The organism is Luteococcus peritonei, assembly GCF_039526385.1.
GTDB classification, from domain to species: Bacteria; Actinomycetota; Actinomycetes; order Propionibacteriales; family Propionibacteriaceae; genus Luteococcus; species Luteococcus peritonei.
Window position 1 is genome coordinate 45,952 of sequence record NZ_BAAAIX010000033.1, and the last position, 23,368, is coordinate 69,319.

General features: G+C 70.2%; 22 protein-coding genes. 12 read left to right on the forward strand and 10 right to left on the reverse strand.

The window, feature by feature from the left end:
• Positions 1 to 19: 19 nt before the first annotated feature.
• The 7 genes from ABD073_RS13600 to ABD073_RS13630 all read left to right on the forward strand — a co-directional run bounded on the left by ABD073_RS13600 (position 20) and on the right by ABD073_RS13630 (position 9,742).
• Complete coding sequence (locus ABD073_RS13600) at positions 20 to 751, forward strand: response regulator transcription factor (RefSeq protein ID WP_343875450.1); 732 nt, start codon at positions 20 to 22, stop codon at positions 749 to 751.
• 12 nt (positions 752 to 763) lie between these two features.
• Positions 764 to 2,185 carry a HAMP domain-containing sensor histidine kinase gene (locus tag ABD073_RS13605; RefSeq protein WP_343875452.1) on the forward strand — a complete coding sequence of 474 codons (1,422 nt, stop codon included), beginning with the start codon at positions 764 to 766 and terminating at the stop codon, positions 2,183 to 2,185.
• Between the two features lie 614 nt (positions 2,186 to 2,799).
• Complete coding sequence (locus ABD073_RS13610) at positions 2,800 to 4,050, forward strand: hypothetical protein (RefSeq protein ID WP_343875455.1); 1,251 nt, start codon at positions 2,800 to 2,802, stop codon at positions 4,048 to 4,050.
• 168 nt (positions 4,051 to 4,218) lie between these two features.
• Positions 4,219 to 4,995, forward strand: coding sequence for a type 1 glutamine amidotransferase domain-containing protein (locus ABD073_RS13615; RefSeq protein ID WP_343875458.1), 777 nt, complete (start codon positions 4,219 to 4,221; stop codon positions 4,993 to 4,995).
• Between the two features lie 168 nt (positions 4,996 to 5,163).
• On the forward strand, positions 5,164 to 6,285 hold the full coding sequence (locus ABD073_RS13620) for a hypothetical protein (RefSeq protein ID WP_343875460.1): 1,122 nt from the start codon (positions 5,164 to 5,166) through the stop codon (positions 6,283 to 6,285).
• A 110-nt stretch (positions 6,286 to 6,395) separates the two neighbouring features.
• On the forward strand, positions 6,396 to 8,180 hold the full coding sequence (locus ABD073_RS13625) for a fumarate hydratase (RefSeq protein ID WP_343875462.1): 1,785 nt from the start codon (positions 6,396 to 6,398) through the stop codon (positions 8,178 to 8,180).
• A gap of 119 nt (positions 8,181 to 8,299) precedes the next feature.
• On the forward strand, positions 8,300 to 9,742 hold the full coding sequence (locus tag ABD073_RS13630) for a ferredoxin reductase family protein (RefSeq protein WP_343875464.1): 1,443 nt from the start codon (positions 8,300 to 8,302) through the stop codon (positions 9,740 to 9,742).
• A 60-nt stretch (positions 9,743 to 9,802) separates the two neighbouring features.
• Here the strand turns inward: ABD073_RS13630 and ABD073_RS13635 are convergent, their stop codons facing one another.
• The 3 genes from ABD073_RS13635 to ABD073_RS13645 form a co-directional block, all read right to left on the reverse strand.
• Positions 9,803 to 10,342 (reverse strand): hypothetical protein, encoded by a 540-nt coding sequence (locus tag ABD073_RS13635; protein WP_343875466.1) that lies wholly within the window; start codon positions 10,340 to 10,342, stop codon positions 9,803 to 9,805.
• 108 nt (positions 10,343 to 10,450) lie between these two features.
• Complete coding sequence (locus ABD073_RS13640; protein ID WP_343875468.1) at positions 10,451 to 11,734, reverse strand: citrate synthase; 1,284 nt, start codon at positions 11,732 to 11,734, stop codon at positions 10,451 to 10,453.
• A gap of 144 nt (positions 11,735 to 11,878) precedes the next feature.
• The gene (locus tag ABD073_RS13645) at positions 11,879 to 13,342 is read right to left on the reverse strand and encodes a S8 family serine peptidase (RefSeq protein ID WP_343875469.1); all 1,464 of its coding nucleotides are present in this window, start codon (positions 13,340 to 13,342) and stop codon (positions 11,879 to 11,881) included.
• Between the two features lie 237 nt (positions 13,343 to 13,579).
• On the opposite strand from ABD073_RS13645, the gene ABD073_RS13650 reads away from it, so the two are divergent.
• Positions 13,580 to 14,128 carry a YceI family protein gene (locus ABD073_RS13650; RefSeq protein ID WP_343875470.1) on the forward strand — a complete coding sequence of 183 codons (549 nt, stop codon included), beginning with the start codon at positions 13,580 to 13,582 and terminating at the stop codon, positions 14,126 to 14,128.
• 90 nt (positions 14,129 to 14,218) lie between these two features.
• On the opposite strand, the gene ABD073_RS13655 is transcribed toward ABD073_RS13650, so the two are convergent.
• Complete coding sequence (locus ABD073_RS13655; protein WP_343875471.1) at positions 14,219 to 14,875, reverse strand: YdeI/OmpD-associated family protein; 657 nt, start codon at positions 14,873 to 14,875, stop codon at positions 14,219 to 14,221.
• On the reverse strand, positions 14,872 to 16,185 hold the full coding sequence (locus ABD073_RS13660; RefSeq protein WP_343875473.1) for an alpha-amylase family glycosyl hydrolase: 1,314 nt from the start codon (positions 16,183 to 16,185) through the stop codon (positions 14,872 to 14,874). The genes ABD073_RS13655 and ABD073_RS13660 overlap by 4 nt, the downstream gene beginning before the upstream one ends.
• Positions 16,186 to 16,292: 107 nt before the next feature.
• On the opposite strand from ABD073_RS13660, the gene ABD073_RS13665 reads away from it, so the two are divergent.
• Positions 16,293 to 16,559 (forward strand): acylphosphatase, encoded by a 267-nt coding sequence (locus tag ABD073_RS13665; protein ID WP_343875474.1) that lies wholly within the window; start codon positions 16,293 to 16,295, stop codon positions 16,557 to 16,559.
• 2 nt (positions 16,560 to 16,561) lie between these two features.
• Here ABD073_RS13665 and ABD073_RS13670 read toward each other — a convergent pair whose 3' ends face one another.
• Positions 16,562 to 17,524 carry a cation diffusion facilitator family transporter gene (locus ABD073_RS13670; protein WP_343875475.1) on the reverse strand — a complete coding sequence of 321 codons (963 nt, stop codon included), beginning with the start codon at positions 17,522 to 17,524 and terminating at the stop codon, positions 16,562 to 16,564.
• A 209-nt stretch (positions 17,525 to 17,733) separates the two neighbouring features.
• Between ABD073_RS13670 and ABD073_RS13675 the strand changes: the two genes are divergently transcribed.
• A complete protein-coding gene (locus ABD073_RS13675) occupies positions 17,734 to 18,297 on the forward strand; it encodes an Rv0909 family putative TA system antitoxin (protein WP_343875477.1) in 564 nt (187 codons plus the stop codon).
• 94 nt (positions 18,298 to 18,391) lie between these two features.
• On the opposite strand, the gene ABD073_RS13680 is transcribed toward ABD073_RS13675, so the two are convergent.
• The 4 genes from ABD073_RS13680 to ABD073_RS13695 all read right to left on the reverse strand — a co-directional run bounded on the left by ABD073_RS13680 (position 18,392) and on the right by ABD073_RS13695 (position 20,738).
• On the reverse strand, positions 18,392 to 18,937 hold the full coding sequence (locus ABD073_RS13680; RefSeq protein WP_343875478.1) for a hypothetical protein: 546 nt from the start codon (positions 18,935 to 18,937) through the stop codon (positions 18,392 to 18,394).
• Between the two features lie 33 nt (positions 18,938 to 18,970).
• Positions 18,971 to 19,318 carry a metallopeptidase family protein gene (locus ABD073_RS13685; RefSeq protein WP_343875479.1) on the reverse strand — a complete coding sequence of 116 codons (348 nt, stop codon included), beginning with the start codon at positions 19,316 to 19,318 and terminating at the stop codon, positions 18,971 to 18,973.
• A gap of 10 nt (positions 19,319 to 19,328) precedes the next feature.
• Complete coding sequence (locus ABD073_RS13690; protein ID WP_343875481.1) at positions 19,329 to 20,147, reverse strand: aminoglycoside adenylyltransferase domain-containing protein; 819 nt, start codon at positions 20,145 to 20,147, stop codon at positions 19,329 to 19,331.
• A gap of 138 nt (positions 20,148 to 20,285) precedes the next feature.
• Positions 20,286 to 20,738, reverse strand: a complete 453-nt coding sequence (locus ABD073_RS13695) for a DUF1707 SHOCT-like domain-containing protein (protein ID WP_343875483.1) — start codon at positions 20,736 to 20,738, stop codon at positions 20,286 to 20,288.
• A 136-nt stretch (positions 20,739 to 20,874) separates the two neighbouring features.
• Between ABD073_RS13695 and argE the strand changes: the two genes are divergently transcribed.
• A complete protein-coding gene (argE, locus tag ABD073_RS13700; protein WP_343875485.1) occupies positions 20,875 to 22,050 on the forward strand; it encodes an acetylornithine deacetylase in 1,176 nt (391 codons plus the stop codon).
• Entirely contained in the window at positions 22,047 to 23,363 is a 1,317-nt protein-coding gene (locus tag ABD073_RS13705) for an MFS transporter (RefSeq protein ID WP_343875487.1), read from the forward strand. The genes argE and ABD073_RS13705 overlap by 4 nt, the downstream gene beginning before the upstream one ends.
• The last annotated feature ends 5 nt before the right edge of the window (positions 23,364 to 23,368 follow it).

Here is a 23,368-nt window from a genome sequence, read left to right on the forward strand (position 1 = left end):
GCCACCGGAAGGGGATTGTTTGGCCGAGGGGTGGGATGCCGGTCTGATGCTCGCACAAACGTGGTCAACCGTGCAGAATGTCAATGTGAGCAAGGTATTGATTGTTGAGGACTCCGAGGTCATCAGGGCTTCGGTGGTGTCCGCCCTGCGCTCGCAGGGCCACATGGCACAAGCCTTGCCGGATGGAACTGACCTGGAGCGTGCCATCACCTCCAGCCAGCCCGATCTGGTCATCCTCGACGTCATGCTTCCCGGGGGGCGGGACGGATTCGAGCTGTTGGGCGTGGTGCGCAAGCTCTCGCGTGCCGGCGTACTGATGCTGACCGCGCGTGACGAGATGACCGACCGGATCCGCGGCCTGAGCCAGGGCGCGGACGACTATCTGGCAAAGCCCTTCGCCATGGTGGAGCTGATGGCACGGATCGAGGCGATCCTGCGTCGTACCGGCGCCATCGGCAGCAGCGTCACGGTGGGAGACCTGACCATCGCCGACGATGCCGCCATCGTCACCCGTGACGGAGTGACCGTCGACCTGACCGAGACCGAACGACGACTGTTGAGCCAGCTGGCCAAGCACCCTGAGCGCGTGGTGTCCAAGACCCAGCTGCTGACGGCCGTGTGGGGATATGACGGCTACGACGAGAACATCGTCGAGGTCCACATCTCCAGCCTGAGGCGCCGGCTCGAGGCCCACGGACCGCGTGTGATCCACACGGTGCGCGGCCGCGGCTACCGGCTCGGCACCTCATGAGAGCTGGTCCCGGTGATCGGTAACCGATCGATCCGGGTCCGGGTGCTCGGCGCCATGTTCGTGGTGCTGACACTCACCATGCTGGCGGTCGGCATCGTCACCGACGCACTGTTCATCAACCGCCAGATCCACGAGATGGACACGCGCCTCCGCGAGGGGCTCGACCATGCCCAGACGCTGTCCGGCACCAACGACCCGCAGGAGCTGATCAGCGAGCTCTCGCAGCGCGAGCAGCGGGTGCAGCTCCGGCTCGCGGACGGCAGCCTGGTGGGGGAGGCGCCCCCGACGGACCGCTCGCGGCAGCTGTCGGAGCCGCTGGACACCGCCGGCGAGCTGAGCGGCACGGTGGTCACCGTCTGGGAGTCCACCGACCCGATGACCAGTGCGCGTCACTCCCTGGACCGGGCCCTGGGCCTGGTGGGCCTGCTCGGCGTGGCCGGCGGGACCATGCTCACCGTCGCGATCACCGACGTCGCCCTGAAGCCGCTCGAGGTGATGGCCAACCGGGCCAACCGGATCGCGGAGGGGGAGCGAGGTATCCGGATGGCGCCCCCCAGCGACACCACCGAGGTGGGTCGCACCGCCATGGCCATCGACGAGATGCTCGACGAGCTGGAGGGCGCCGAGATCCGCGCCCGCGCGGCCGAGGCGAATGCCCGGGCCTCGGCCGACCAGATGCAGGGCTTCCTGTCCGATGCCGCCCACGAGCTGAAGACCCCGATGGCCGGTATCCAGGCTGCCGCCGAGTCGCTGATCCAGCTGCCCTCCGACTCCGACGAGGAGCGCGAGCAGCTGGCCTTCCTGCTGGCGCGGGAGGCCAACCGGGGCGGCCACCTGGTGAACTCGCTGCTCGAGGCGGCCCGGGTGGATGCCGGCCCGGTGCTGCACCGCGAGCTGCTCGACCTGGCCGACCTGGCGCTGGCCGAGCAGCGCCGGCTCTCGCTGACCTATCCCCGCCTGGAGGCGATCGTCCAGGGACCCAACCTGCTGGTGAACGCCGACCGCCAGGGCATCACCAGCGTGATGCGCAACCTGGTGGACAATGCCGCCCGCGCCGCCGGCAGCGAGGGCTGGGTGCTGGTGGACCTCTCGACGCGCACCGACTGCGCGACCGGGGCAGAGATGGCGGTGGTCAGCGTCGTGGACTCCGGCACGGGTATCGAGCCGGTTGACCAGGAGCGCGTCTTCGACCGCCTGGTGCGGCTGTCGAGCACGGCCTCCACCACCAAGGGCTCCGGCCTCGGGCTGCCGATCGCCCGTGGCTATGCCCGCGCACACGGCGGCGACGTGGTCTACGTCAACGACGTGCAGGCGGCCGTCCCGCTGGACGAGGACGGGCGGCCCCGACGGATCGGGGCCTGTTTCGAGATGACCCTGCCGCTGGCGCGCCGGGCGGCCAGCCAGGCCGCCTCCCGGGATCAGGTCAACGCCTGAGCGGAGCCCCCACCCGGGCCGGACAAGCCCGGCTTGGTCACCTCCGCACCGGGGGTCTACTGTTCTCGCGAGCCGCGCACCTCTCCGCAGTCCCGCCCCGGTTTTCCCAGGGGACGCGCGTTGACCCCCCACTCCCGGGTGCAGCGGCTCTACGGCCCCTGCCGGCACCAGCCGGCGGGGGCCGTCGCACGTCCGCCGGCCGAGGGGCACGGACGAGCGTCGCAGCTCGGTGGCCGAGGCGCGATGGGGTTCCCTGCCGCACCCAATTCGCGGGAATGGCCTCCTCATTCCCAGCAATTATGACGTACATATGACTAGTTAATATGACGCATATCCTATTTACTATGTGGGTCATCTGATTAATGAGAATGCTTTTCAGGATCGCATCAGAATCATTCTGACTAGGGGTTATGAAATGAATTCCCTAGTGAATGGGTTTTGGGAATTGGTGGCGAATTCCCGGGAACTCGTCAAGGATGGGGGCAGTTGCCCGGCGCAAGCACCATGGGAAATCGGCCCCAGGCCGAGGGGAGTGACCCGGGCAAACAGTGGATCGATGTCTCGCGCTCGGGGGAGCGTGACGATCCACGGATTTGTCAGGAAGGACTGCGCACATGCGCTCCATCTCTCGTACCTCGATCCGTTCCGCCTCCTGCATCGGCGCCCTGGTCCTCGCCGGCGGCAGCTGGTTCGGCACCGGTTACGCCATGGCTGACACCGACGCCAGCCCCGACGCCACCGCGAAGCCCACGGCCACCTCCACGCAGACCGACCAGAGCAAGGAGCAGGCGGACGGCAGCGACCACGGCAAGACCGGCAAGCCCACCAAGGAAGACCCCAATGCCGACAAGGGCAAGGACTGCAAGGAGCACGGCAACACCGGCGGCGTCAACGAGGACCACTGCGGTCCGGTGAAGCCGGTGGGCACCACCGATCCGACCACTCCGGCCACCAGCGAGCCGACCAGGACCGCTGATCCGGAGCCGACCAGGACGACCGCTCCGGAGCCCAGCAGGACTGCTGATCCGGAGCCCAGCAAGACCACTGCTCCCGAGCCCAGCAAGACCGCCGAGCCGGTGCCCAGCGAGAGCCCGAAGCCTGCCGACCCCACCACCTCCGCCGCCCCCAAGCCCGGCCAGGTCACCGAGACCGTCTGGTGGCTGCTGCCCGAGGGCGCCGAGCCCAGCCGTGCGCACGAGTACACCCAGACGCGCATCCCCGTCGGCTCCGACATCCCCTGCGGTCGGAATGTCCAGGTGGACCACTACAAGGGAACCCAGGAGCAGATCGACGACGTCATCGGCGACGGCGTGCTGACCCCGGGCGAGGACTCGGAGATCTACCAGGACAGCACCATCCTGTACGGCCCGGAGTGCGAGCCGGAGACCCCGGCTCCCTCCGAGACCCCGGCCCCGTCGGAGACCCCGGCCCCGTCGGAGACCCCGGCCCCGTCGGAGACCCCGGCCCCGTCGGAGACCCCGGCCCCGTCGGAGACCCCGGCCCCGTCGGAGACCCCGGCCCCGTCGGAGACCCCGGCCCCCTCCGAGACCCCCTCGGATCTGCCCATGCCCAACCCGTCCCAGACCCCCTCGGACGATCCCTCCGACGACCCCGCTCCCTCGCAGAAGCCCTCCGAGAGCCCCTCGGACCTGCCGATGCCCCAGCCGAGCGAGACCCCCCGCACCATCGTCGTCGTCAACCCGCAGGCCCCTGCCGACCTGCCGATGCCCCAGACGCAGAACGAGCGTCCTTCCGGTCTCCCCCACACCGGTGACCAGTCGGACGGCTTCTCGCCGCTCGGGCTCGGTGCGGGCATCTGCGGGATCGTCTTCGCCGGCACCTTCGTGGGCCGCAAGAAGAAGTGATCGCCCGTCCTGACCGGAGCTGAACCACTGCAGGACGGCGGGCCCCGGCACCCTCGCGGTGCCGGGGCCCGTCCGCACGCCCCAGCCGGGTACCAGGCCCCCCGCGCTGCTGTTCACCTCAGGCGTAGCGGCTTTACCCGGCCACCCGGGGGCGGCTTTCATGGAGGGATGAAGAAGGTACTGATGGTGCTGACCAGCGCCGACGAGATCAATGGCGCGCCCACCGGCTACACGCTGAGCGAGGCCGCCCACCCCTGGAAGGTCTTCCGGGACGCCGGGCACGTGGTGGACTTCGCCTCCCCCAAGGGCGGCACCCCGCCCATCGACCCCAACAGCGAGGCCGACGAGATCACCGAGGAGTACCAGGACGACGCGACGGTGCAGGCCGGTCTGGCCAACACCGCCAAGCTGGAGTTCGTCGAGCCCGACCAGTACGACGCGGTCTACCTGGTGGGTGGCCACGGCACGATGGTGGACTTCCGGGGCAACGAGCACCTGGCCCGCCTGGTCTCGACGATGGCCGACGGCGGCGCCGTCGTCTCCGCGGTCTGCCACGGCCCGTCCGGCCTGCTCGACGTGGAACTGGCCAACGGCCTGCGCATCGTCGAGGGCAAGAAGGTCTCCGCCTTCACCGATTCCGAGGAGACCGAGATCGGTCTGGCCGAGGCCATGCCCTTCCTGCTCTCCAGTGAGCTCGAGGCCCAGGGCGCCGTGCTGCAGCAGGCCGAGAACTGGGCCGAGCAGGTCAGCGTCGACGGGCTGCTGGTCACCGGCCAGAACCCCGCCTCCGCCGCCGGCGTCGCCAAGGAGGTGGTCAAGATCCTCACCACCCTGGTGCGCGAGGAGAAGGCTGCCGACGAGGCCGCCGCCGATGCGCTGCGCGAGCAGAAGGACGCCGAGAAGGAGTCCGCGGAGCAGGACAAGGAGAAGCCCGCCTCCGAATGATCACCAGCTGGCGCAGCCGTCGCAGCCGCGCCACGGTGAACCTGCGGTGCCCGCCTCGTGCCTCGAGGCGGGCACCGCTCGTCGTCGGGGCGACACCATCCTGGCTCGCGGGGTGGAGGCTCCCGACGGGCCGGCTGCGTGGCAGACTGGCGCCGACAAGGGGGTCCGATGGACGAGCAGTGGAGCTTCACCCGGCCCAGCGCCACCATGGCCAGCGACGAGTGGGTGTCGCCCAGCATGCTGGTGGCCGAGCGCCCGGTCTCCTCGCTCTTCGACCCGGGGCCGGACCGGCACGCGGGTGCCCCCAGGGCTGCCGATCGCACCACGGGAGGCACCACAACCCCGGCTCGCCCGAGCATCACGCCGCGCGAGACCGGCCACCAGTCCCCGCCGCGAGTGGCGCGCCAGTCGACGAGCGACGGGCCTGGCCTCGACCACCCTGCGAGCGGGCCCGTCGACGAGCCTCCCGCCCCAGCCGCGCCCCCGGAGGTCCCGCCACGACAGGCTCCGGCGCCTCGCGCTCTCGGTGAGCCCGTCGGGCAGGACCGTGACCCCGGCACCCCGGTGCGCAGCGCCAGCTTCCACGCGGGCCAGCGGGCAGCGACGTCTGGGCAGCAACCCGAGCTGCTGCAGCTCGCTGAGCGCCTGTTCGGCAAGGACGTGACGGCCCTGTGGACCGCCCGCAACAACCCGGGCACTCACCCGCAGCGGGCCGTCCCGCAGCAGTCGGTCCCGCGTGCCCGGCCGCCGGCTCCCGGCGTCGGCGTCACCTCCACGCCCACCAGTCGTCGCGGCTTTCTCGCCCTGGTGGGGATCGCGGCCGGCGTGCCGGTGGCGGTGACACTGCTCGGCGACTTCACCCGCGAGCCCGAGGCTCGGGTGGACTCCGCCGGCCAGCAGGTGGAGTCGGACCAGGGCAACTTCCTGCTGCCCACCGGCTGGAGCCTGAGCGGCGTCGAGGGCGACTGGGTCGTGCTCCAGGGTCCCGCCGAGGACGACACCCTGCGCCTGACGCGCAGTCGTCGCGACGAGCCCACGACCGAGGCCGTGGCATTGGCCGTGCTGGAGGAACAGACGGCCCAGGTGGGCATCCTGCGGTCCTCCCCGGGGCTGCGCGGCGACCGGCAGATCGCGGCGGCGCAGTCGGGCGACGACAGCCTGGACCGGCTGGCCTGGGTGGTGCCCGACGGCCAGGAGTACGTGCTGCTGCTGGGCGGCACGAGGGTGGGGAACCTGCCCTCTCTCGTGGACCCGATGACCACGGTGATCAGCAGCCTGACCACGCCCTGAACCTCCCGTCGAACCACCCGCACCTGAGGCGCAGCTCCAGCACCGGCCCGGCTCCCCGTCGGGCAGGGACGCGTGAAAGACTGTCTGCAGCCTGCTACGAAGGAGTGAAGATGGCTGAGTTCGCCTATGAGGACATGCTGCCGCTCGGCACGGACGAGACCCCCTACCGCCTGCTGACCACCGAGGGGGTGGAGGTGCTCGAGGGTCCCGGCGGACGTCGCTTCCTGCAGGTGGCACCGGAGGCGCTGACCCTGCTGGCCGAGACCGCCATGCACGACATCGCCCACTACCTGCGGCCCGGCCACCTGTCCCAGCTGCGCAAGATCATGGACGATCCCGAGGCCAGCGCCAACGACAAGTTCGTGGCGCTCGACCTGCTGAAGAATGCCAACATCGCCGCCGGCGGTGTGCTGCCGATGTGCCAGGACACCGGCACCGCGATCGTCTCGGGCCACCGTGGTCAGCACGTGCTCACCGAGGGACCGGACGAGAAGGCCCTCAGCCTGGGCGTCTACAACGCCTACACCAAGCTCAACCTGCGCTACTCCCAGAACGCCCCCATCACCATGTGGGAGGAGAAGAACACCGGCTCCAACCTGCCGGCGCAGATCGACATCGAGGCCGACACCCATCCCGGTCACGAGGACGAGTACGGCTTCCTGTTCATGGCCAAGGGTGGCGGCTCGGCGAACAAGAGCTACCTCTACCAGGAGACCAAGGCCATCCTGAATCCCGACTCCATGATGAAGTTCCTGGAGGAGAAGATCCGCAGCCTCGGCACCGCCGCCTGCCCGCCCTACCACCTGGCCATCGTGATCGGCGGCACCTCGGCGGAGTGGGCGCTGCGCACCGCCAAGTACGCCTCGGCCAAGTACCTGGACACCCTGCCCGAGCACGGCGACATCACCGGCCACGGCTTCCGTGACCGCGAGCTGGAGGAGCAGGTGCTCGAGCTGACCCGCAAGCTCGGCATCGGCGCCCAGTTCGGCGGCAAGTACTTCTGCCACGACGTGCGCGTCATCCGGCTGCCCCGCCACGGCGCCTCGCTGCCCGTCGCGATGGCCGTCTCCTGCTCCGCCGACCGCCAGTGCAAGGGCAAGATCACGCCGGAGGGCGTCTTCATCGAGCAGCTCGAGTTCGAGCCCGCGCAGTACATGCCCGACCACGTCGACGCGGACCTGGACGCCGAGAGCCATGGCATCTCCGGCACCGGCAAGGGCGCCGCGGTCAAGATCGACCTGAACCAGCCGATGGAGCAGGTGCTGGCCGAGCTGACCAAGCACCCGGTCAAGACCCGCCTCAGCCTGAGCGGCACCCTGGTGGTGGCGCGCGACATCGCCCACGCCAAGATCCGCGAGCGTCTGGACGCCGGCGAACAGATGCCGCAGTACATGAAGGACCACCCGGTCTACTACGCCGGCCCGGCCAAGACCCCCGAGGGCATGCCCTCCGGTTCCTTCGGCCCCACCACGGCCGGCCGGATGGACTCCTATGTGGACCAGTTCCAGGCTGCGGGCGGCTCCATGGTGATGCTGGCCAAGGGCAACCGCTCGCAGCAGGTCACCGACGCCTGCAAGACCCATGGCGGTTTCTACCTGGGCTCGATCGGTGGTCCGGCCGCTCGCCTGGCCCAGGACTGCATCAAGAAGGTCGAGGTGCTGGAGTACCCCGAGCTGGGGATGGAGGCGGTCTGGCGCATCGAGGTGCAGGACTTCCCGGCCTTCATCGTCGTCGACGACAAGGGCAACGACTTCTTCGCCGAGGTGAACAAGCCGATGGTGCTGAACATCCCGAAGCGCGAGGGCATGGCCACCCCCAGCGAGAAGACCGAGATCGTCGCCCCGGGGATGGGTGATGTCGACTCGGCCGGTGACACCGAGGGCGCCACGCGCTAGTCGCTCACGACGGCCCGGGACCCAGCGGTCCCGGGCCGTCGTGCTGCCCGGGGCCGGCTCGCATCCGGGACACATGCCTGGCACAGCCTCCGCACAGCCGGTGGGCCGAGCGTTGGAGCATGACCTCGAACGTGCTCACCCGGTCGTCGCGTGATGGGGCTGCGGCTCGTCTTCCGCAGCCGGCGGCCACCCTCCTGCGTGACGGCGCAGGACATGATCCGCTTCGCGGAAACCGCCGTCGCCGCGCCCTGGAGCTCACGGGGGTCCAGCTGCTCGCCTGGCTCTCGGTGGCGGTGGTGGTGGCGATCTACCTCGGTGACCGCGGGCTGTCGGGCTGGGACGACGCCAAGGGGGTGCTGAAGAGCGTCGGCATCCTCACCGGCCTGGTCTCGGCCGACCTGATGTGCCTGATGCTGCTGCTGGCTGCGCGCATCGGCTGGCTGGAGCGTCTGCTCGGCCAGGACCGGGCGCTGGCTCGCCACTCCGGGCTGGGCAGCTGGGTGGTGGGCGGCGTGATGGCGCACGGGATCCTGCTGGTGGGCAGCTATGCCATGAGCCAGCAGACCGGCTGGCTGGACGAGTTCGTGCTGCTCTGGGGCGTGCGCGACGTGGCGCTGGCCGTGATGGCAGCAGCGCTGCTGCTGGTCGTCGGGCTGAGCTCTGCGGTGCTCGCCCTGCGCCGCCACCTGCCCTACGAGCTGTGGCACGGCGTGCACCTGACCACCTACCTGGCGGTGGCGCTGAGCATCCCGCACCAGTTCACCACCGCCACCCTCTTCGAGAGCGGCTGGGCCCGGGCCTGGTGGATCGGTCTGTACGGCCTCACCGCCTTCTGCCTGCTCACCTGGCGTGTGCTGCTCCCGCTGCTGGTCTCGCTGCGCCAAGGTCTGGTGGTCACCCGGGTGGAGGAGCTCGACGACGACGTGGCCGCCATCACGATGCGCGGCAGGGATGTGGCCTCGCTGCGGATCCGGGGCGGGCAGTTCGCCCACTGGCGCTTCTGGACCCCGGGCCTGGTCTGGCAGCAACACCCCCTCAGCCTGTCCGCCATGCCCCGGGGCGACGAGTTGCGCATCACCGTGCGCGGCCTGGGGCGCGGCTCGGCCCGGATGCTGCGGCTGCGGCCCGGCACCCGGGTGAGCCTGCAGGGGCCCTATGGCCGCTTCAGCGACGTGGCCCGCACCCGCGAGTTCGTCGTGATGATCGGTTCCGGCACCGGAATCGCTCCGATCCGGGCGCTGCTGGAGGACACCCGCACCCTGCCGGGCCGAGCGCTCGTGGTGCTGCGGGCCTCGGCACCCGGGCAGTTGCACCACCTCGAGGAGTTCCGCGAGCTGTGCCGGGCCCGAGGCATCGCACTGGTCACCTTGGTGGGACCCCGCGGCGAGGGGTGGACCCCGGCGGGCAGCGAGGGGGTGGGGCTGTGCGAGCTGGCTCCCTGGGTCCGGGAGGCCGACCTCTACGTGTGCGGCCCGCGGGACTGGGCCGCCCTGGTCCAGGCGGAGGCCCTGGCGCTGGGAGTGCCAGGCGAGCAGCTGCACCGCGAGGACTTCAGCTTCTGAGCACGACGACGGGCCCGCACCCCGGAAAGGATGCGGGCCCGTGCTGACGTGGCGAGGCGATCAGGCCTGGTCGGCCGGACGCTGGAAGGGGCTCTCGGCCTGCGGGGCGCCGGGGGCCTGGTTGGGCACCTGCGGGGCGCCGGCGGCCGGGGCCTGCTGCGAGGGGTCGGCCTGCAGCTGCGGGGAGGCCTGCTGCGCCTGGCCGCCCTGCTGCAGCACCTGCTGCACCTGCTCGATCACCGCGGTCTCCTCGGGAGAGACGCCCTTGGCGGCCTGGGCCACCTCCTGGACAGCGGCGTTCACGTACTGCTGCAGCGCCTGCAGGGTGGCGGGATCCTTGCTGGCGGTCTGCACGGCGGTGCCCAGGTTGGCCAGGAGCTTGGAGGTCATCTCCTCCTTGCTGCCGGCCTGCGGGGGCATCACGATGCCGCCGGTCATCAGCTTGCGGAAGTCCTCGGGAGCGCCCTTGAGGGCGTTGGAGGCCGCCATGGACTCCTTGAAGGTGGCGAAGAAGCCGGGCTCGGCCTGCGACACGAGGGCGATGGCGCCCATGACGCCACCGCGGATGGCTTCGGTCTCGTTCTCGTTGAACTGGCTCATGTCATCGATCATGGGCCGCCCTCCGGCCGGCCCGCCAGCCCCTATCGCCGCGAGCGGAACGGGGCCCCCACCCGAAGGTGAGGGCCCCGTCGCGTGGAGCTGCTGCGATCAGCGCTGGTCCATCGGGACGTAGCTGCGCTCGGTCTGGCCCACGTAGATCTGGCGCGGACGGCCGATCTTGGTGGACTTGTCCGCGTTCTGCTCGCGCCACTGGGCGATCCAGCCGGGCAGGCGGCCGATGGCGAAGAGCACGGTGAACATGTTCACCGGGAAGCCCATGGCCTCGTAGATCAGGCCCGAGTAGAAGTCGACGTTCGGGTACAGCTTGCGGCTCTGGAAGTAGTCGTCGCTCAGGGCGGTCTGCTCCAGCTCCTGGGCGATGTCCAGCAGGTCGCGACGGCCCTCCTTGAGCTTGAGCACCTCGTCGGCGTGCTTCTTGATGATGTTGGCGCGCGGGTCGTAGTTCTTGTAGATCCGGTGGCCGAAGCCCATCAGGCGGATGCCGGCCTTCTTGTCCTTGACCTGCTGCACGTACTCCTGGACGCTCATGCCGGAGTCCTTGATGGCCTGGAGCATCTCCAGGACCTCCTGGTTGGCGCCGCCGTGCAGCGGGCCGGACAGGGCGTTCACGCCGGAGGCCACTGAGGCGTAGATGTTGGCCTGCGAGGAGCCGACCAGGCGCACGGTGGAGGTGGAGCAGTTCTGCTCGTGGTCGACGTGCAGGATCAGCAGCACCTCGAGGGCGCGGGTGATGGCGTCGTCGATCTGGTACGGCTCGGCGGGGGTGCCGAAGCTCATCCGCTCGAAGTTCTCGATGTAGCTCAGCGAGTGCTCCGGGTACAGGGTCGGCTTGCCGATGGAGTTCTTGTAGCCGTAGGCGGCCAGCGTGGGCACCTTGGCCAGCAGGCGGATGGTGGCCTCCTCGACGGAGTCCTCGTCCAGGCCGGTGGTCTCGGAGTTGAAGGTGCTCAGGCCCATGATGCCGGCGGCCAGCACGGGCATCGGGTGGGAACGACGCGGGAAGCAGCGGAAGAAGTCACGCATGCGCTCGTCGATGATCATGCTCTTGGTGATGCGGTCCTCGAAGGTGGCCAGCTGGTCGGCCGTCGGGAGCTCGCCGTAGATGACCAGGTAGGCGGTCTCCAGGAAGGTGGACTTCTCCGCCAGCTGCTCGATCGGGTAGCCGCGGTACTGCAGCACGCCCTCGTCACCGTTGATGTAGGTGATGGCCGACTTGCAGGAGGCGGTGGACGAGAAGCCCTGGTCGTAGGTGGTGTCACCGGTCTGCGCCAGCAGCTTGACGATGTCGTGGCCGTTGTTGCCCTGCGTGGCCTCCACGTAGGGAAGCTCGACGCTCTTGTCTCCGATGGTGAACGTTGCGTTTTCGGTCATGAACAGTTCCTCCTCGAACCGGAGACCCGTCGGACTCCGACCATGTGGTCAAGACTGGTTTGGTGCGGACGCCGGCACCACTGCCGGCGGATGGGGCACACGATACCGCCTCCCCGCGAAACGGGAAATCGGTCATCCACGGGGCTATCGCACGGTGCTGGTGGGGGCCGTGGGATTGGTCCTGGCGGCGTAGCCGAGCTTGTGCCCGGTCACCCGCAGCATGACCTTCGAGCCCCGGTCCGCGGTGGTCAGCCGGTAGGTGCGAGCCCTGGCGCCGGGGATCGCGGTGGAGCGCCCGGTGCTGGAGATGCGGTACCACTGGTAGCCCAGTGCCACCGTGCCCGAGCCCCAGACACCGGGGTTGGCGGTGAGCACCTGACCCACGCGCGGCGTGCCGCTGATCGTCGGGCGTCCGATCCGTTCCAGCGCGCCGGGTGTGATGCCGCCGAGCGTGTAGAGCAGGCGGTTGGGGGTGCCGGTGGGCAGCCCGGTCATGACATTGCGGGTGGACTGGTTGAGGATCTGGGTGCCCACCTGGGCCGGGGTCCAGGTGGGGCGCGCCTGCAGCACCAGGGCGGCGGCGCCGCTCACATGGGGCGCCGCCATCGAGCTGCCGCTCATCGTGGCGGTGGCGGTGGCCGAACCGATGCCGACCGAGAGCACCGAGACGCCCGGGGCGAAGATGTCGACGCAGCGTCCCGTGTAGGTCCAGTAGGGGCGACGGCTGTTGCTGGCATTGGCCACGGTCAGCGCCCCGGCCACGCGCGAGGGGCTGTAGTTGCAGGCGTCGTGGGAGGTGCCGGGCGCCTCGCCCTCCTCGATGTTGCCGGAGGCGGTGACCACGGTGACGCCGTCGTTCAGCGCCCGCTGCACGGCGGCGTCGATGGCGGCGGAGCGGTCCCCGTCGAGGCTGAGGTTGAGCACGGCCGGGCCACCGGTGTGGTTGGCCACCACCCAGTCCATGGCGGCGACGGTGTCGGAGACGTAGCCGCCACCCTCGCAGTCCAGCACCTTCACGGGCACCACGGTGGCCTGCTTGGCCACACCGAAGCGGGTGCCGGCCACGATGCCGGTGACATGGCTGCCGTGACCCTGGCAGTCGGCGGGGGCCTTGCCCGGCTCCACGAAGTTGGGGCCCTTGACGATCCGTCCCGCCAGGTCCTGGCTGGCCAGGTTGAGGCCGGTGTCCACGACGTAGACCTTGACCCCCTTGCCGGTGAAGGTGCTGGTGTAGCTCCTGCTGGGGCTGGTGGTGCGCTGGTCGATGCGGTCCAGGTTGCCCGGGGGGTTGGTCTGCACCCCGGCCACGCTGATCCGGGCGTCGGGCTCCACGGAGAGGACGTGGGGACTGCGGCGCAGGGCTGCCGCGCGGACCGGGCTCATCTCCACCACGGCACCGTTGAAGACGTGGCTGAAGTGGCGTCGCACGCGCTCGCCGCGCCGCTCGATGCCGCGGGCCTGGACGCGCTGCGCGCCGGCGGAGTCCCAGCGCACGATGAAGCGCTGCCGGGGCTGCTGGCGGTCGGTCGGCAGGGGCTGGGCCGCGGCCGTCGGGGCGGCGCCGACGAGGCAGGCCAGCGCCAGCAGGACGGCGGGGAACTTCTTCATGGAAACCTCGGATCCGGGTGAGTGATCATCTCCACCATAGGTGTCGGGGCGCTCGGGGCCCTCTTCGCGGCGGCCTGGACGGCATGATAAGCGTCATAATCCTTGAGCCCGGATTGAAGGTTTCGCAAGGTAGTTGATTTTTCAAATAACATTGCGCTAGAGTCGAAACCGTTGGACGACGAGCCCAATGCCTGACCGGGCACCCGGCCAGTCCCCCAAGAGACATCAGGAGAGACCATGACCGACATGACTGCCCTCGAGGGCACCTACGTCATCGACCCCACCCACTCCACCCTCGGCTTCGTGGCGCGCCACGCCATGATCACCAAGGTGCGCGGCTCCTTCACCGACTTCTCCGGCACCGCCGAGATCCACGGCTCCGCCCCCGAGACCTCCCGCGTGAACGTCGACATCGACGTGAACTCCGTCGACACCCGCAATGCCGATCGCGACGGCCACCTGAAGAGCGGCGACTTCTTCGAGACCGAGAAGTTCCCGAAGATCACCTTCGCCTCCACCAACGTGGCGGTCACCGACGCCAGCACCGTGGAGATCACCGGCGACCTGACCATCAAGGACGTCACCCAGAGCGTCACCATCCCCTTCGAGTTCACCGGCGAGGCCGTCGATCCCTTCGGCAACACCCGCATCGGCTTCGAGGGAAGCACCGAGGTGAACCGTCGTGACTTCAACCTGACCTGGAATGCCGCGCTGGACACCGGCGGCGTGCTGGTCAGCGAGAAGATCACCCTCGAGTTCGAGGTCTCGGCCATCAAGCAGGCCTGAGCCGCAGCGCGACGGCGCCCGGTCCCCGGTGGGGAACGGGCGCCGTCGTCGTCTCGGCAGCAGACCACCCGCCACCTGCTGGGCCGCTGCTCAGCCCTCTGCGGCCAGCCCGATCGCCGCCCGGGCCCGCGCCAGCCAGGCCGGCCGGTCCCCGTAGCGCTGCGGCTTGACCAGCCGGCCGTGGTGGCAGTCGTCCACCAGCTCGGCCAGCCGGCGCTCCCGGGTGGTGGCCTGCCTGGCCTGGTTGACCCAGTGGCGGCAGGTCTTGCGATAGCCCTCGGTGGCCTGCTCCCAGAAGGTCAGCGCCACCGGATCGGCCTCCAGCGCCGCCTGCTGCTCCTCGGTCCAGGTGGGCTGGTCCGACTCGAAGGAGTAGACCGCCTCGCGGTCGCTGCGCCGTGCCTGCCAGACCGCCAGGCCCGCGGGCTCCATCCGGCCCTCGGCCCGCAGCCGCTCGACGGTGGCCAGGTTCACCGCCGACCAGTTGCTGCCCGGCTTGCGCGGGGTCCAGCGCTGCCGCGTGCTGTCGGCGTCGATCCGGCGCGCGGTGGAGTCGATCCAGCCGAAGCGCAGCGCCTCCACCACGGCATCGGCCCAGACCAGACCACGCGGGCGGACGTGCACCTTGTTGAAGCCCATCCACAGCTCGGTACGGCTGGCGTGGTTGGCCGCCAGCCAGGCCGACCACTCGGCGGCGTCGTCGAAGAAGAGCACCTCGACGCCGTCCACCTCCAGGGTGCGGCTCATCCCAGCACGGCCCAGCCGTTCGGCGGCAGCACCACCAGGTGGCCGTCCTGCTGGATGTCCGCGCTGCCGGCCTCCACCTGGTGCACCCCGTCCACCGGGATCCCGGCCGGGGTGGCGTCGAGGTTGAGCGCCACCACCAGCGAGCCGCCCTCGCCGCTGGTGCGGTAGGCGTACTGGGTGTTGGTCAGGTGCAGTTGCTGGGTGCGGGCGCGGTGCAGCCAGGCGTGCCGACGGCGCAGCGCCACCAGCTCCTGGTGCAGCCGGTAGGTGGGCCAGCCGTAGGGCAGCAGCTCCTGCGGCGAGTCGGGCATGGCCGGGCGGATCGCGTCGTCGCCGTGCCAGGTCTGGGTCTTCTCTCCGGTGAAGGCCTGCTCGTCGCCGTAGTAGACGGCGGGGGTGCCGCCGAGCGTCATCAGCATCACCAGCGCGTGCGGCTGGTGCTCGGGGGTGGGCACCTGGCTCGCCAGCCGGGTGACGTCGTGGTTGCCGATGAAGGTCCACGGCACGAAGCTGTCGAGGAAGTCGTCGTGGCGGCCCACCGACCAGGCGGTCTCGAAGAAGTTGCGGTCCCTGAGCCCGGACCAGATGGCCTTCCACAGCTCGTACTGGGTGACCGAGTCCATGCCGGACTCCTGCACGATGCGGGGGTAGTCGCCGTGCAGCACCTCACCCACCACGTAGACCTCCGGGTGGCGCTCACGGACCCGGGGCAGTACCCGGGTCCAGAAGTCCAGCGGCACGGCATAGGCCGCGTCCAGCCGCCAGGCGTCGATCCCGAGCTCCAGCCAGTGGCACATCGCCTCGGTCACCAGCTCGGCGACGGCCGGCGAGGAGTGGTCCAGGCTGACCAGCGCCTCGTGGCCCTCGAAGCAGTCCACCGAGCTGGGCGGCTGGCCGGGCTGCCAGTCCTGGGGCCAGGTGATCCGGAAGTACTGGTTGGCGCTGGAGGTGGGGCCCTCGGCCAGGGCCTGCTGCACCAGCGGGTGGTTGCGCCCGACGTGGTTGAAGACGCCGTCGAACATCACCTTCAGACCGCGCTGGTGACAGGCGTCCACCAGCTCGCGCAGGTCCTGCTCGCTGCCCAGCCGCTCGTCGAGCGCGAAGTGGTCGGTGATGTCGTATCCATGACCGCTGGAGGCGAAGAGCGGGTTCAGGGCCAGGCCCGACAGTCCCAGCTCGGTGACGTAGTCGAGCCAGCCGATGAGGGCGCTCACCGGCCGACGGCAGGCGCGGTCCTCACCGGTCACGTCCGCACCCACGAAGCCCAGCGGATAGACCTGCCACCACATCGAATGCTCCACCCAGTTCATGGCCCCATCCTTCCATCGCCGCCCTGGTCGGGTGGGGGAGGGCCTGCCGCCCGGGCGTGGCAGCCGGGCCTGGCCACCGGCGGCACCCGACGGCAGACTGGGGCGCCATGAGGGCTGTCCACTGTCACGTGCACGGGAGGGTGCAGGGCGTCGGCTACCGCTGGTCGTGCCTGCAGCGGGCCGAGGAGGTGGGTGCGGCCGGCTGGGTGCGCAACCTTCCCGACGGGCGCGTGGAGGCCTGGATCGAGGGCGACGACGAGGCCGTCGAGCAGCTGCTGGCCTGGTGCCGCCAGGGTCCGCGCTGGGGGCAGGTGGACCGGGTGGAGGCCCGGGAGGCCGGGCCACGGGGCTTCAGCGGCTTCGAGGTGCGCTGAGCTCAGGGCAGGATCGAGGCCTCGTCGGCCGAGCTCAGCGTCAGGATGGCCCGCTGCACCAGGTCGTGGTCCTCGATCTCGGCCTCCAGCCGGCGCAGCACGTCGGCCACGTGGGACTCGGACTCGTCGCCGGTCAGGTCCACCGCCGCCACCAGGAAGACCTTCTCCGCACCCACGTACTCCAGGTGCAGGTAGGTGATCCGGCTGATCTCGGGGTGGTCCAGCATCCGCTGCAGCACCCGGGCGCGCACCGAGGGGTCCACCGCCTGGCCGGAGAGGAAGTCACGGTTGCGCCCGATCAGGAAGGTGGCGATCACGCCGAGCAGCAGGCCCACCAGGATGGAGCCGATCGCGTCGTAGACGGCCTTGCCGGTGAGCTGGTGCGCCAGGATGCCGGCGGCGGCCAGCAGCAGCCCGACCAGCGCCGCAGCGTCCTCGGCGAAGACGGCGCGCAGGGTGGGGTTCGAGGTGCGCGAGATGTGGTGCAGCAGTCCGACGCCGGCCTTGCGGGCGCCCTCGGAGGCCTCACGACGCGCCTGCAGGAAGCTGATCCCCTCCAGCACGAAGGCAATCGCCAGCACGATGTAGGCGATCCGGTAGTCCGACTCGGGCTCGTGGTTTCCCAGCTGGGTGATGCCGTGGTAGATCGAGACCACCGAGCCGGCCGTGAACAGTCCGATGGCCGCGAACATGCTCCAGATGTATCCCTCGCGGCCGTAGCCCATCGGGTGCGAAGCGTCCGGCGCCTGGCCGGACTTGCGCTCGGCCACCATCAGGAAGACCTCGTTGCCGGCATCGGCCCAGGAGTGGGCGGCCTCGGCCACCATGGAGGCCGAGCCGGTGATGATCGCCGCCACCGTCTTGGCGAGGGCGATCAGGGTGTTGGCTCCCAGCGCGATCAGCACCGTGAGCATGCTGCCGGAGGGCTTCGAGGTGGCGGCGGGTGCCGCAGCGGTCTGGTTCACGGGCGTGAGACTACGCCGGGGGAGCGGTCCCGAACGGCACGATCTTCTGCTGCGCTCAGCATCGCGGCGCACCGCCCGGCCACCTCCCCAGGGGTGTTCGCTCAGGGCGTCGCAAATCCGGCTGCCGGTTCTGGTGGAGGCCCACAGGCCGCCAGTACCGTTGTTGTCGAGGGCCACCAAGGCCAATCGATCACGATCAGGAGACGATCATGAGCCAGTACAACGACGAGGCCAACAAGACCGAGGCCGCCAAGCAGGCTGCGGCCGACGCCGCTGCCAAGGCGAAGTCGCAGGCTGACGCCGCCAAGGCCGCCGCGCAGCAGAAGGCCGACGCCGCCAAGGCCACCGCCTCCGAGAAGACCGAGCAGGCCCGGCGCACCGCGCAGGAGAAGGCCGAGCAGATCAAGGCCCAGACCGCCGGCGCGCAGGACAAGGCCAAGGAGGCCCAGGACAAGGCCAAGGAGGCCGCCCAGAAGGCCAAGGAGGCCGCTGACCAGGCCGCCAGCAAGGCTGGCGAGGCCGTCCACAAGAACCGCGAGAAGATCGACAGCACCGTGGACAAGGCCGCCAAGGTGATCGACGAGAAGACCCAGGGCAAGGCCAGCGGGGTGGTGGCCAAGGTCAAGGAGGTCATCGCCACCGTCCTGGACAAGACCGAGGGCAAGCGTTCCGCGGGCGCCAAGGTGGAGAACGCCGCCGGCGACGTGCAGGACAAGATCGCCGACGCCACCACCGACGTCAAGGACAAGATGGACGGCGACAACCGTTTCTGATCCTCCCCGCCCGGTGCACCCGGGGGGCAGTGGACAGCACGAAGGGCCGGACCCCACGGGGTCCGGTCCTTCGTCGTGCGCTGGGCGGCGCGCCTCACATCCGGCCCAGCAAGGGCTTCCAGACGGCCCGCCAGTGCTCGACGGCCTCGGCGTCCGCGAGCTTCTCATGGGTGACCGAGAAGGCGGCCCTGGCGGTGCCATCGGGGGTGGGCTTGTCGTAGCACTGGGCCACCACGCGGCTGCCGTCGGCCAGCCGGACCCGCCAGCGGCACCACTTCTCGGTGCGGGTGATGGCCGGTTCGGTGGCCAGCGCCACCCCGTCCACCTCGGACATGTCCTGCACCACCCGCTGCCAGGCGGCGATCGCCTCGTCGCGGCTGCCGTGGAAGGACCTGGAGACGCTCAGCTGGAAGTCGCCCTCGCAGGTCTGGCCCACCACGCGGCGCCCGATCGCCTTCTCGTACTCCACGGTGACGCTCTGCGCCCACCACCCCTTGTTCTCCACCCCATTGGGCAGCATCGCCGGGATGCGACGGGCGGTGGTGGCGTGGTCCTCCTCCTGGCAGCCCAGGGCGTCCAGCTCGGCGGTCCACTGCTCCAGGGTGCGGCCGGTGACCTCGGCCAGGCGCTTGGTGTCCATGCCACCAGTGTGGCGGCTGCCGTCCGGGCGCGCTCAGCCCCAGCCGAGCTGGTGCAGCCGGGCGTCGTCGATGCCGAAGAAGTGCGCGATCTCGTGCACCACCGTGGTGAGCACCTCCTCGGCCACCTCCTCGCGGCTGTCGCAGATCTCCAGGGTGGGCAGGCGGTAGACGAGGATCCGGTCCGGCAGGTAGCCGGCATGGTTGCCGGCCCGCTCCGTGAGCGGCACGCCCTCGTAGAGTCCCAGGATCTCCGGCTGGTCCGGATTGCGGTCCTCCACCACCAGGATGCAGTTGGTCACCAGGGAGAACAGGTCCTCGGGGATCTGGTCGACGGCATCGGCCACCAGCTCCTCGAACTCGTCGGGGCCCATCGGGAACATCGTGTCCTCCTCAGAAGTCCTCGTCGCCGATCACGCGGCCGCGCTGCGCCCCGTCCTCCACGCACCAGGCGACGAAGTCGCGCAGGTCCTTGCCGCGCTGGCTGGCGGAGCGGTAGGCGGTCCTCTCCTCGGGACGCTCCCGGATCCTCAGGGCATCGGTGGCCAGCGGGTGCCAACGCTCGTCGAGCTGCTCCAGCACATAGCGCCCGGCCCCGCTCTTGGAGGTCATCTCGCCGGTCAGCAGCACGTGGTGCAGCCGGGCCACGCCCAGGGTGCACCAGGCCACCGACTCCTCACGGCGCCCGGCCACCAGCCAGCCCACCTTCAGCTCCTTGGCGGTGCGGGCCCAGTAGCTGGCCAGGTCCTGCGCGGTGTAGGCGCGAAGCTCATCCTCGTCGTGGTGGATCCCCAGCACGCCCGGCTCGCGGCCGGTGACCCGAATCCCACGGGTGGCCAGCTCCGCCCAGCTCACCGGGTTCACGTCCTGACCACCGGCTGGAGCGAAGCGTCCGGCGTGCACCACCGGTACGGCCGGGCAGTCCTGGGCGGGGGCGCGCAGGTCGTCGAGCAACAGGTGGTGGCCGTCGAAGTCCACCTGCGGGAACTCGAACCAGATCTGGGTGTGCGCCGCCTCCAGTGCCTCCAGGTCGTGGGTGCCGGGACGTCTGGAGAGCACCGCGGTGAAGTCGATGTCCGAGCCCGGGAAGAACTCGCCCCAGCACAGCGAGCCGCGCAGGTAGAGCCCCTCCAGCAGGTCCTCGGAGGAGTTGTTCAGGACATGGCTGAAGCTGGCGCACACCTGGTCCACCAGCTCCGGCACGTCCCGCATGCCAGCGAGGCTATCCTGCCTCTCCGACAACGGCCGATGAACCGCGGTGCGGCGCGGATGCCTGCCTCGTGGTCCGGCTCCGGGGGGCGGTCAAGGGTCCGGGGGCGGTCAAGGGTCCGGGGGCGGTCAAGGGTCCGGTCAGTGGCCCAGCTCGCGGCGACGCCGCTGTTCGGCGGCGCGACGGCCCGCCTGCTGCTGCGACCAGATGGTGGGCCCGAGCCAGAAGACCCAGACGGCGGCAAGACCGATCAGGGGGCCAGCCCGGCCGCGGGTGACGGCGGAGAGCAGGATGGCCGCGGCGAACAGGCCCCAGTGGGTCCACCACGGCCGTGGCTCGGCGGGTCCTTGCGGCTCCTCGGGGACGATCTCGGGCTGTGCGGAGGGCACGGCCAGGCCGGTTCCGGGGCGCTCTCCGGGCAGGTCGGTGAACAGGGCGTCCAGCTCCGGCTGGGTGCGCGCGGACAGCGCCTGGCCGAGCCGCTCGTCGAACTCGGCATGGTCCAGTCGTCCGGCGGCCATGTGCTCGCGCAGCAGCTCGGCGGCCTGGTCACGTTCCGCATCGCCGATCCGGCGCGCCACGGGTTCGCTCATGGCACCAGCATGCCTGCCCACCGGCCCGCCGTCACCAGCTGCAGGCCCCCTGTCCACCGGTGGGGCGGCGACTGAGGCAATGGTCCACGATGTGCCGCGGCCGCCGGTCCGTCGCCGTCTCCGGTAGACAGACCCCATGAACGCTCCTGCCAGCCTGGACTGGATCAACCGCCTGATCAGCATCGACAGCACCAGCCGCGCGTCGAACAAGCCGCTCATCGCCGCCCTCGCCGAGGGCTTCCGGGACCAGGGCATCGAGCCCGTCGTCTTCGACGCCCCCGACGGCCGCGACAAGCAGGGCCTGGTGGCCACCGTGCCCGCCGCCGACGGCAGCACCGCCGGCGGTGTGGTGATCAGCGGCCACACCGACGTGGTCCCGGTGGACGGCCAGCAGTGGTCCAGCGATCCCTTCGCCCCCGAGGTGCGCGAGGGCAGGCTCTTCGGCCGCGGCAGCTCGGACATGAAGTCCTACATCGGCGTGGCCATGCACATCCTGCCCCAGCTGGTGGGCGCGCAGCTGCGCGAGCCGGTGCACTTCGCCTTCAGCTACGACGAGGAGCTGGGCTGCCAGGGCGGCGACGACATCGTCGAGAAGATCGCCGAGCTCGGCCTGGCCCCCCGCGCCGCCCTGGTGGGCGAGCCCACCAGCATGCGGGTGATCCGCACCCACAAGTCGGTGAACCTGTTCACCATCACCTTCACCGGCGTGAACGCCCACTCCTCGCTCACCGCGCAGGGCGTCAACGCCATCGAGTACGCCGCCGAGCTGGTGCGCTACTGGCGCGGCGTCACCGACGGCTGGAAGGCCGACGGCCCCTTCGAGGAGGGCTTCCCGCTCACCTATTCCACCGGCGGCGTCAACCAGTTCACCGGCGGCACCGCGGTCAACATCGTCCCCGGCAAGGCCGTCGTGGTGCTGGAATTCCGCGCCGTGGCTGCCGTCGACCCGCAGCAGGTGCTGGCCGGCCTGCAGGCCTGCTGCGACGACCTGCGCGCCCGGATGAAGCAGGAGAACCAGGCCGCCGACGTGGAACTGGTGGTGGACGCCATGGTCCCGGCGCTGGCCACCGGCCCCGACGAGTACGCCGTCGAGCTGGCCCAGAAGATCGGCGGCATCGCCTCCGACGAGAAGGTCACCTATGGCACCGAGGCGGGCCAGTTCTTCGCCGGTGGCATCCCCGCGGTGGTCTGCGGCCCCGGCGACATCGCCCAGGCCCACACCGCCGACGAGTTCGTCGAGCTCAGCCAGATCGAGGCCTGCGAGGCCTGGTTCGAGGCGCTGGTGCGCGAGCTCGAGGAGGGGCAGCGATGAGCCGCGCCGACCTGGCCCCCGGGGCCACCCGCCCCGACAACGCCCCGCTGACCGGTGCCGAGGCCGCCCGGGCCCGCAAGGCCGTCGTGGCCGCCAGCCTCGGCAATGCGATGGAATGGTTCGACATCATCGTCTACGCCTTCTTCGCGGTGGTGATCAGCAAGAACTTCTTCGAGGGCGCCCAGGGCCACGGCAACGAGTACGTCGGCCTGCTGCTCACCTTCGGCACCTTCGCGCTGAGCTACCTGATCCGCCCGGTGGGTGCCATGGTGATCGGCCACTACGGCGACCGCCACGGTCGCAAGGCGGCCCTCAGCCTCACCATCGGCCTGATGACGCTGGGCGTGGCCATCATGGCCTTCGCCCCCACCTACGCGACGATCGGCGTCGCCGCCCCGCTGCTGATCCTGCTGGCCCGGTTGATCCAGGGCTTCTCGGCCGGTGGCGAGTTCGGCTCGGCCACCGCCTTCCTCACCGAGAACGCGGAGCACAGGAAGGCCTACTACGCCTCCTGGCAGGTGGCCACCCAGGGTGTCTCGATGTTCCTGGCCGCCGCCTTCGGCTGGGCCCTGAACACCCTGATCAGCAAGGAGGCGCTCTACGCCTGGGGATTCCGGATCCCCTTCATCTTCGGCATGCTGATCGGCCCGATCGGCTACTACATCCGGATGCACATGGACGACACCCCGGAGTTCGCCGAGGCGGAGACGGTGAAGTCACCGCTGGGCACCACCTTCGCCCACCACTTCGGACGGGTGCTGACCGCGGCCGCCTGCGTGGGCGTGGCCACCATGAGCGTGTACCTGATCACCTACATGCCCACCCTGGCGCAGAAGAACCTGGGGATGCCGGCCTACTCCGGCTACGTGGGCGCCTTCGTGGCGGGCGTGGTCACCCTGGTGGTGGCCCCGATGGTGGGCCACCTGGCGGACCGGGTGGGCTCCACCACCGTCATGCTGCCCACCGCGGTGGTGGGCGGGATCGTCGCGATGCCCCTGTTCCACCTGCTCACCACCCACCCGACCCTGCTGGTGCTCACCGGGGTGGAGGTCTGCGTCGGCCTGCTGATGGCCTTCTACTTCGCGCCCCTGCCCTCCTTGATGAGTGCCATGTTCCCGGTCTCGATCCGCACCACCGGCATGAGCCTGGCCTACAACATCGGCGTCACGCTGATGGGTGGCCTGGCCCCGATCTTCCTCACCTGGCTGGTGCAGAACCACGGCCTGGCCTCGCCCAGCTGGTACTACATGCTGATCGCGGTGATCTCCATCATCGGCCTGGTCATTGCGCGCAAGGTCTTCCGGCAGGCCTGAGCACA

What these genes read in the sequence shown, in the direction of transcription:
- ABD073_RS13610 (WP_343875455.1), top strand. Translation starts at nt 2,800, where the DNA reads ATGCGCTCCATCTCTCGTACCTCGATCCGTTCCGCCTCCTGCATCGGC.
- ABD073_RS13615 (WP_343875458.1), top strand. Translation starts at nt 4,219, where the DNA reads ATGAAGAAGGTACTGATGGTGCTGACCAGCGCCGACGAGATCAATGGC.
- ABD073_RS13620 (WP_343875460.1), top strand. Translation starts at nt 5,164, where the DNA reads ATGGACGAGCAGTGGAGCTTCACCCGGCCCAGCGCCACCATGGCCAGC.
- ABD073_RS13625 (WP_343875462.1), top strand. Translation starts at nt 6,396, where the DNA reads ATGGCTGAGTTCGCCTATGAGGACATGCTGCCGCTCGGCACGGACGAG.
- ABD073_RS13630 (WP_343875464.1), top strand. Translation starts at nt 8,300, where the DNA reads ATGACCTCGAACGTGCTCACCCGGTCGTCGCGTGATGGGGCTGCGGCT.
- ABD073_RS13635 (WP_343875466.1), bottom strand. Translation starts at nt 10,342, where the DNA reads ATGAGCCAGTTCAACGAGAACGAGACCGAAGCCATCCGCGGTGGCGTC.
- ABD073_RS13640 (WP_343875468.1), bottom strand. Translation starts at nt 11,734, where the DNA reads ATGACCGAAAACGCAACGTTCACCATCGGAGACAAGAGCGTCGAGCTT.
- ABD073_RS13645 (WP_343875469.1), bottom strand. Translation starts at nt 13,342, where the DNA reads ATGAAGAAGTTCCCCGCCGTCCTGCTGGCGCTGGCCTGCCTCGTCGGC.
- ABD073_RS13650 (WP_343875470.1), top strand. Translation starts at nt 13,580, where the DNA reads ATGACCGACATGACTGCCCTCGAGGGCACCTACGTCATCGACCCCACC.
- ABD073_RS13655 (WP_343875471.1), bottom strand. Translation starts at nt 14,875, where the DNA reads ATGAGCCGCACCCTGGAGGTGGACGGCGTCGAGGTGCTCTTCTTCGAC.
- ABD073_RS13660 (WP_343875473.1), bottom strand. Translation starts at nt 16,185, where the DNA reads ATGAACTGGGTGGAGCATTCGATGTGGTGGCAGGTCTATCCGCTGGGC.
- ABD073_RS13665 (WP_343875474.1), top strand. Translation starts at nt 16,293, where the DNA reads ATGAGGGCTGTCCACTGTCACGTGCACGGGAGGGTGCAGGGCGTCGGC.
- ABD073_RS13675 (WP_343875477.1), top strand. Translation starts at nt 17,734, where the DNA reads ATGAGCCAGTACAACGACGAGGCCAACAAGACCGAGGCCGCCAAGCAG.
- ABD073_RS13680 (WP_343875478.1), bottom strand. Translation starts at nt 18,937, where the DNA reads ATGGACACCAAGCGCCTGGCCGAGGTCACCGGCCGCACCCTGGAGCAG.
- ABD073_RS13685 (WP_343875479.1), bottom strand. Translation starts at nt 19,318, where the DNA reads ATGTTCCCGATGGGCCCCGACGAGTTCGAGGAGCTGGTGGCCGATGCC.
- ABD073_RS13690 (WP_343875481.1), bottom strand. Translation starts at nt 20,147, where the DNA reads ATGCGGGACGTGCCGGAGCTGGTGGACCAGGTGTGCGCCAGCTTCAGC.
- ABD073_RS13695 (WP_343875483.1), bottom strand. Translation starts at nt 20,738, where the DNA reads ATGAGCGAACCCGTGGCGCGCCGGATCGGCGATGCGGAACGTGACCAG.
- argE (WP_343875485.1), top strand. Translation starts at nt 20,875, where the DNA reads ATGAACGCTCCTGCCAGCCTGGACTGGATCAACCGCCTGATCAGCATC.
- ABD073_RS13705 (WP_343875487.1), top strand. Translation starts at nt 22,047, where the DNA reads ATGAGCCGCGCCGACCTGGCCCCCGGGGCCACCCGCCCCGACAACGCC.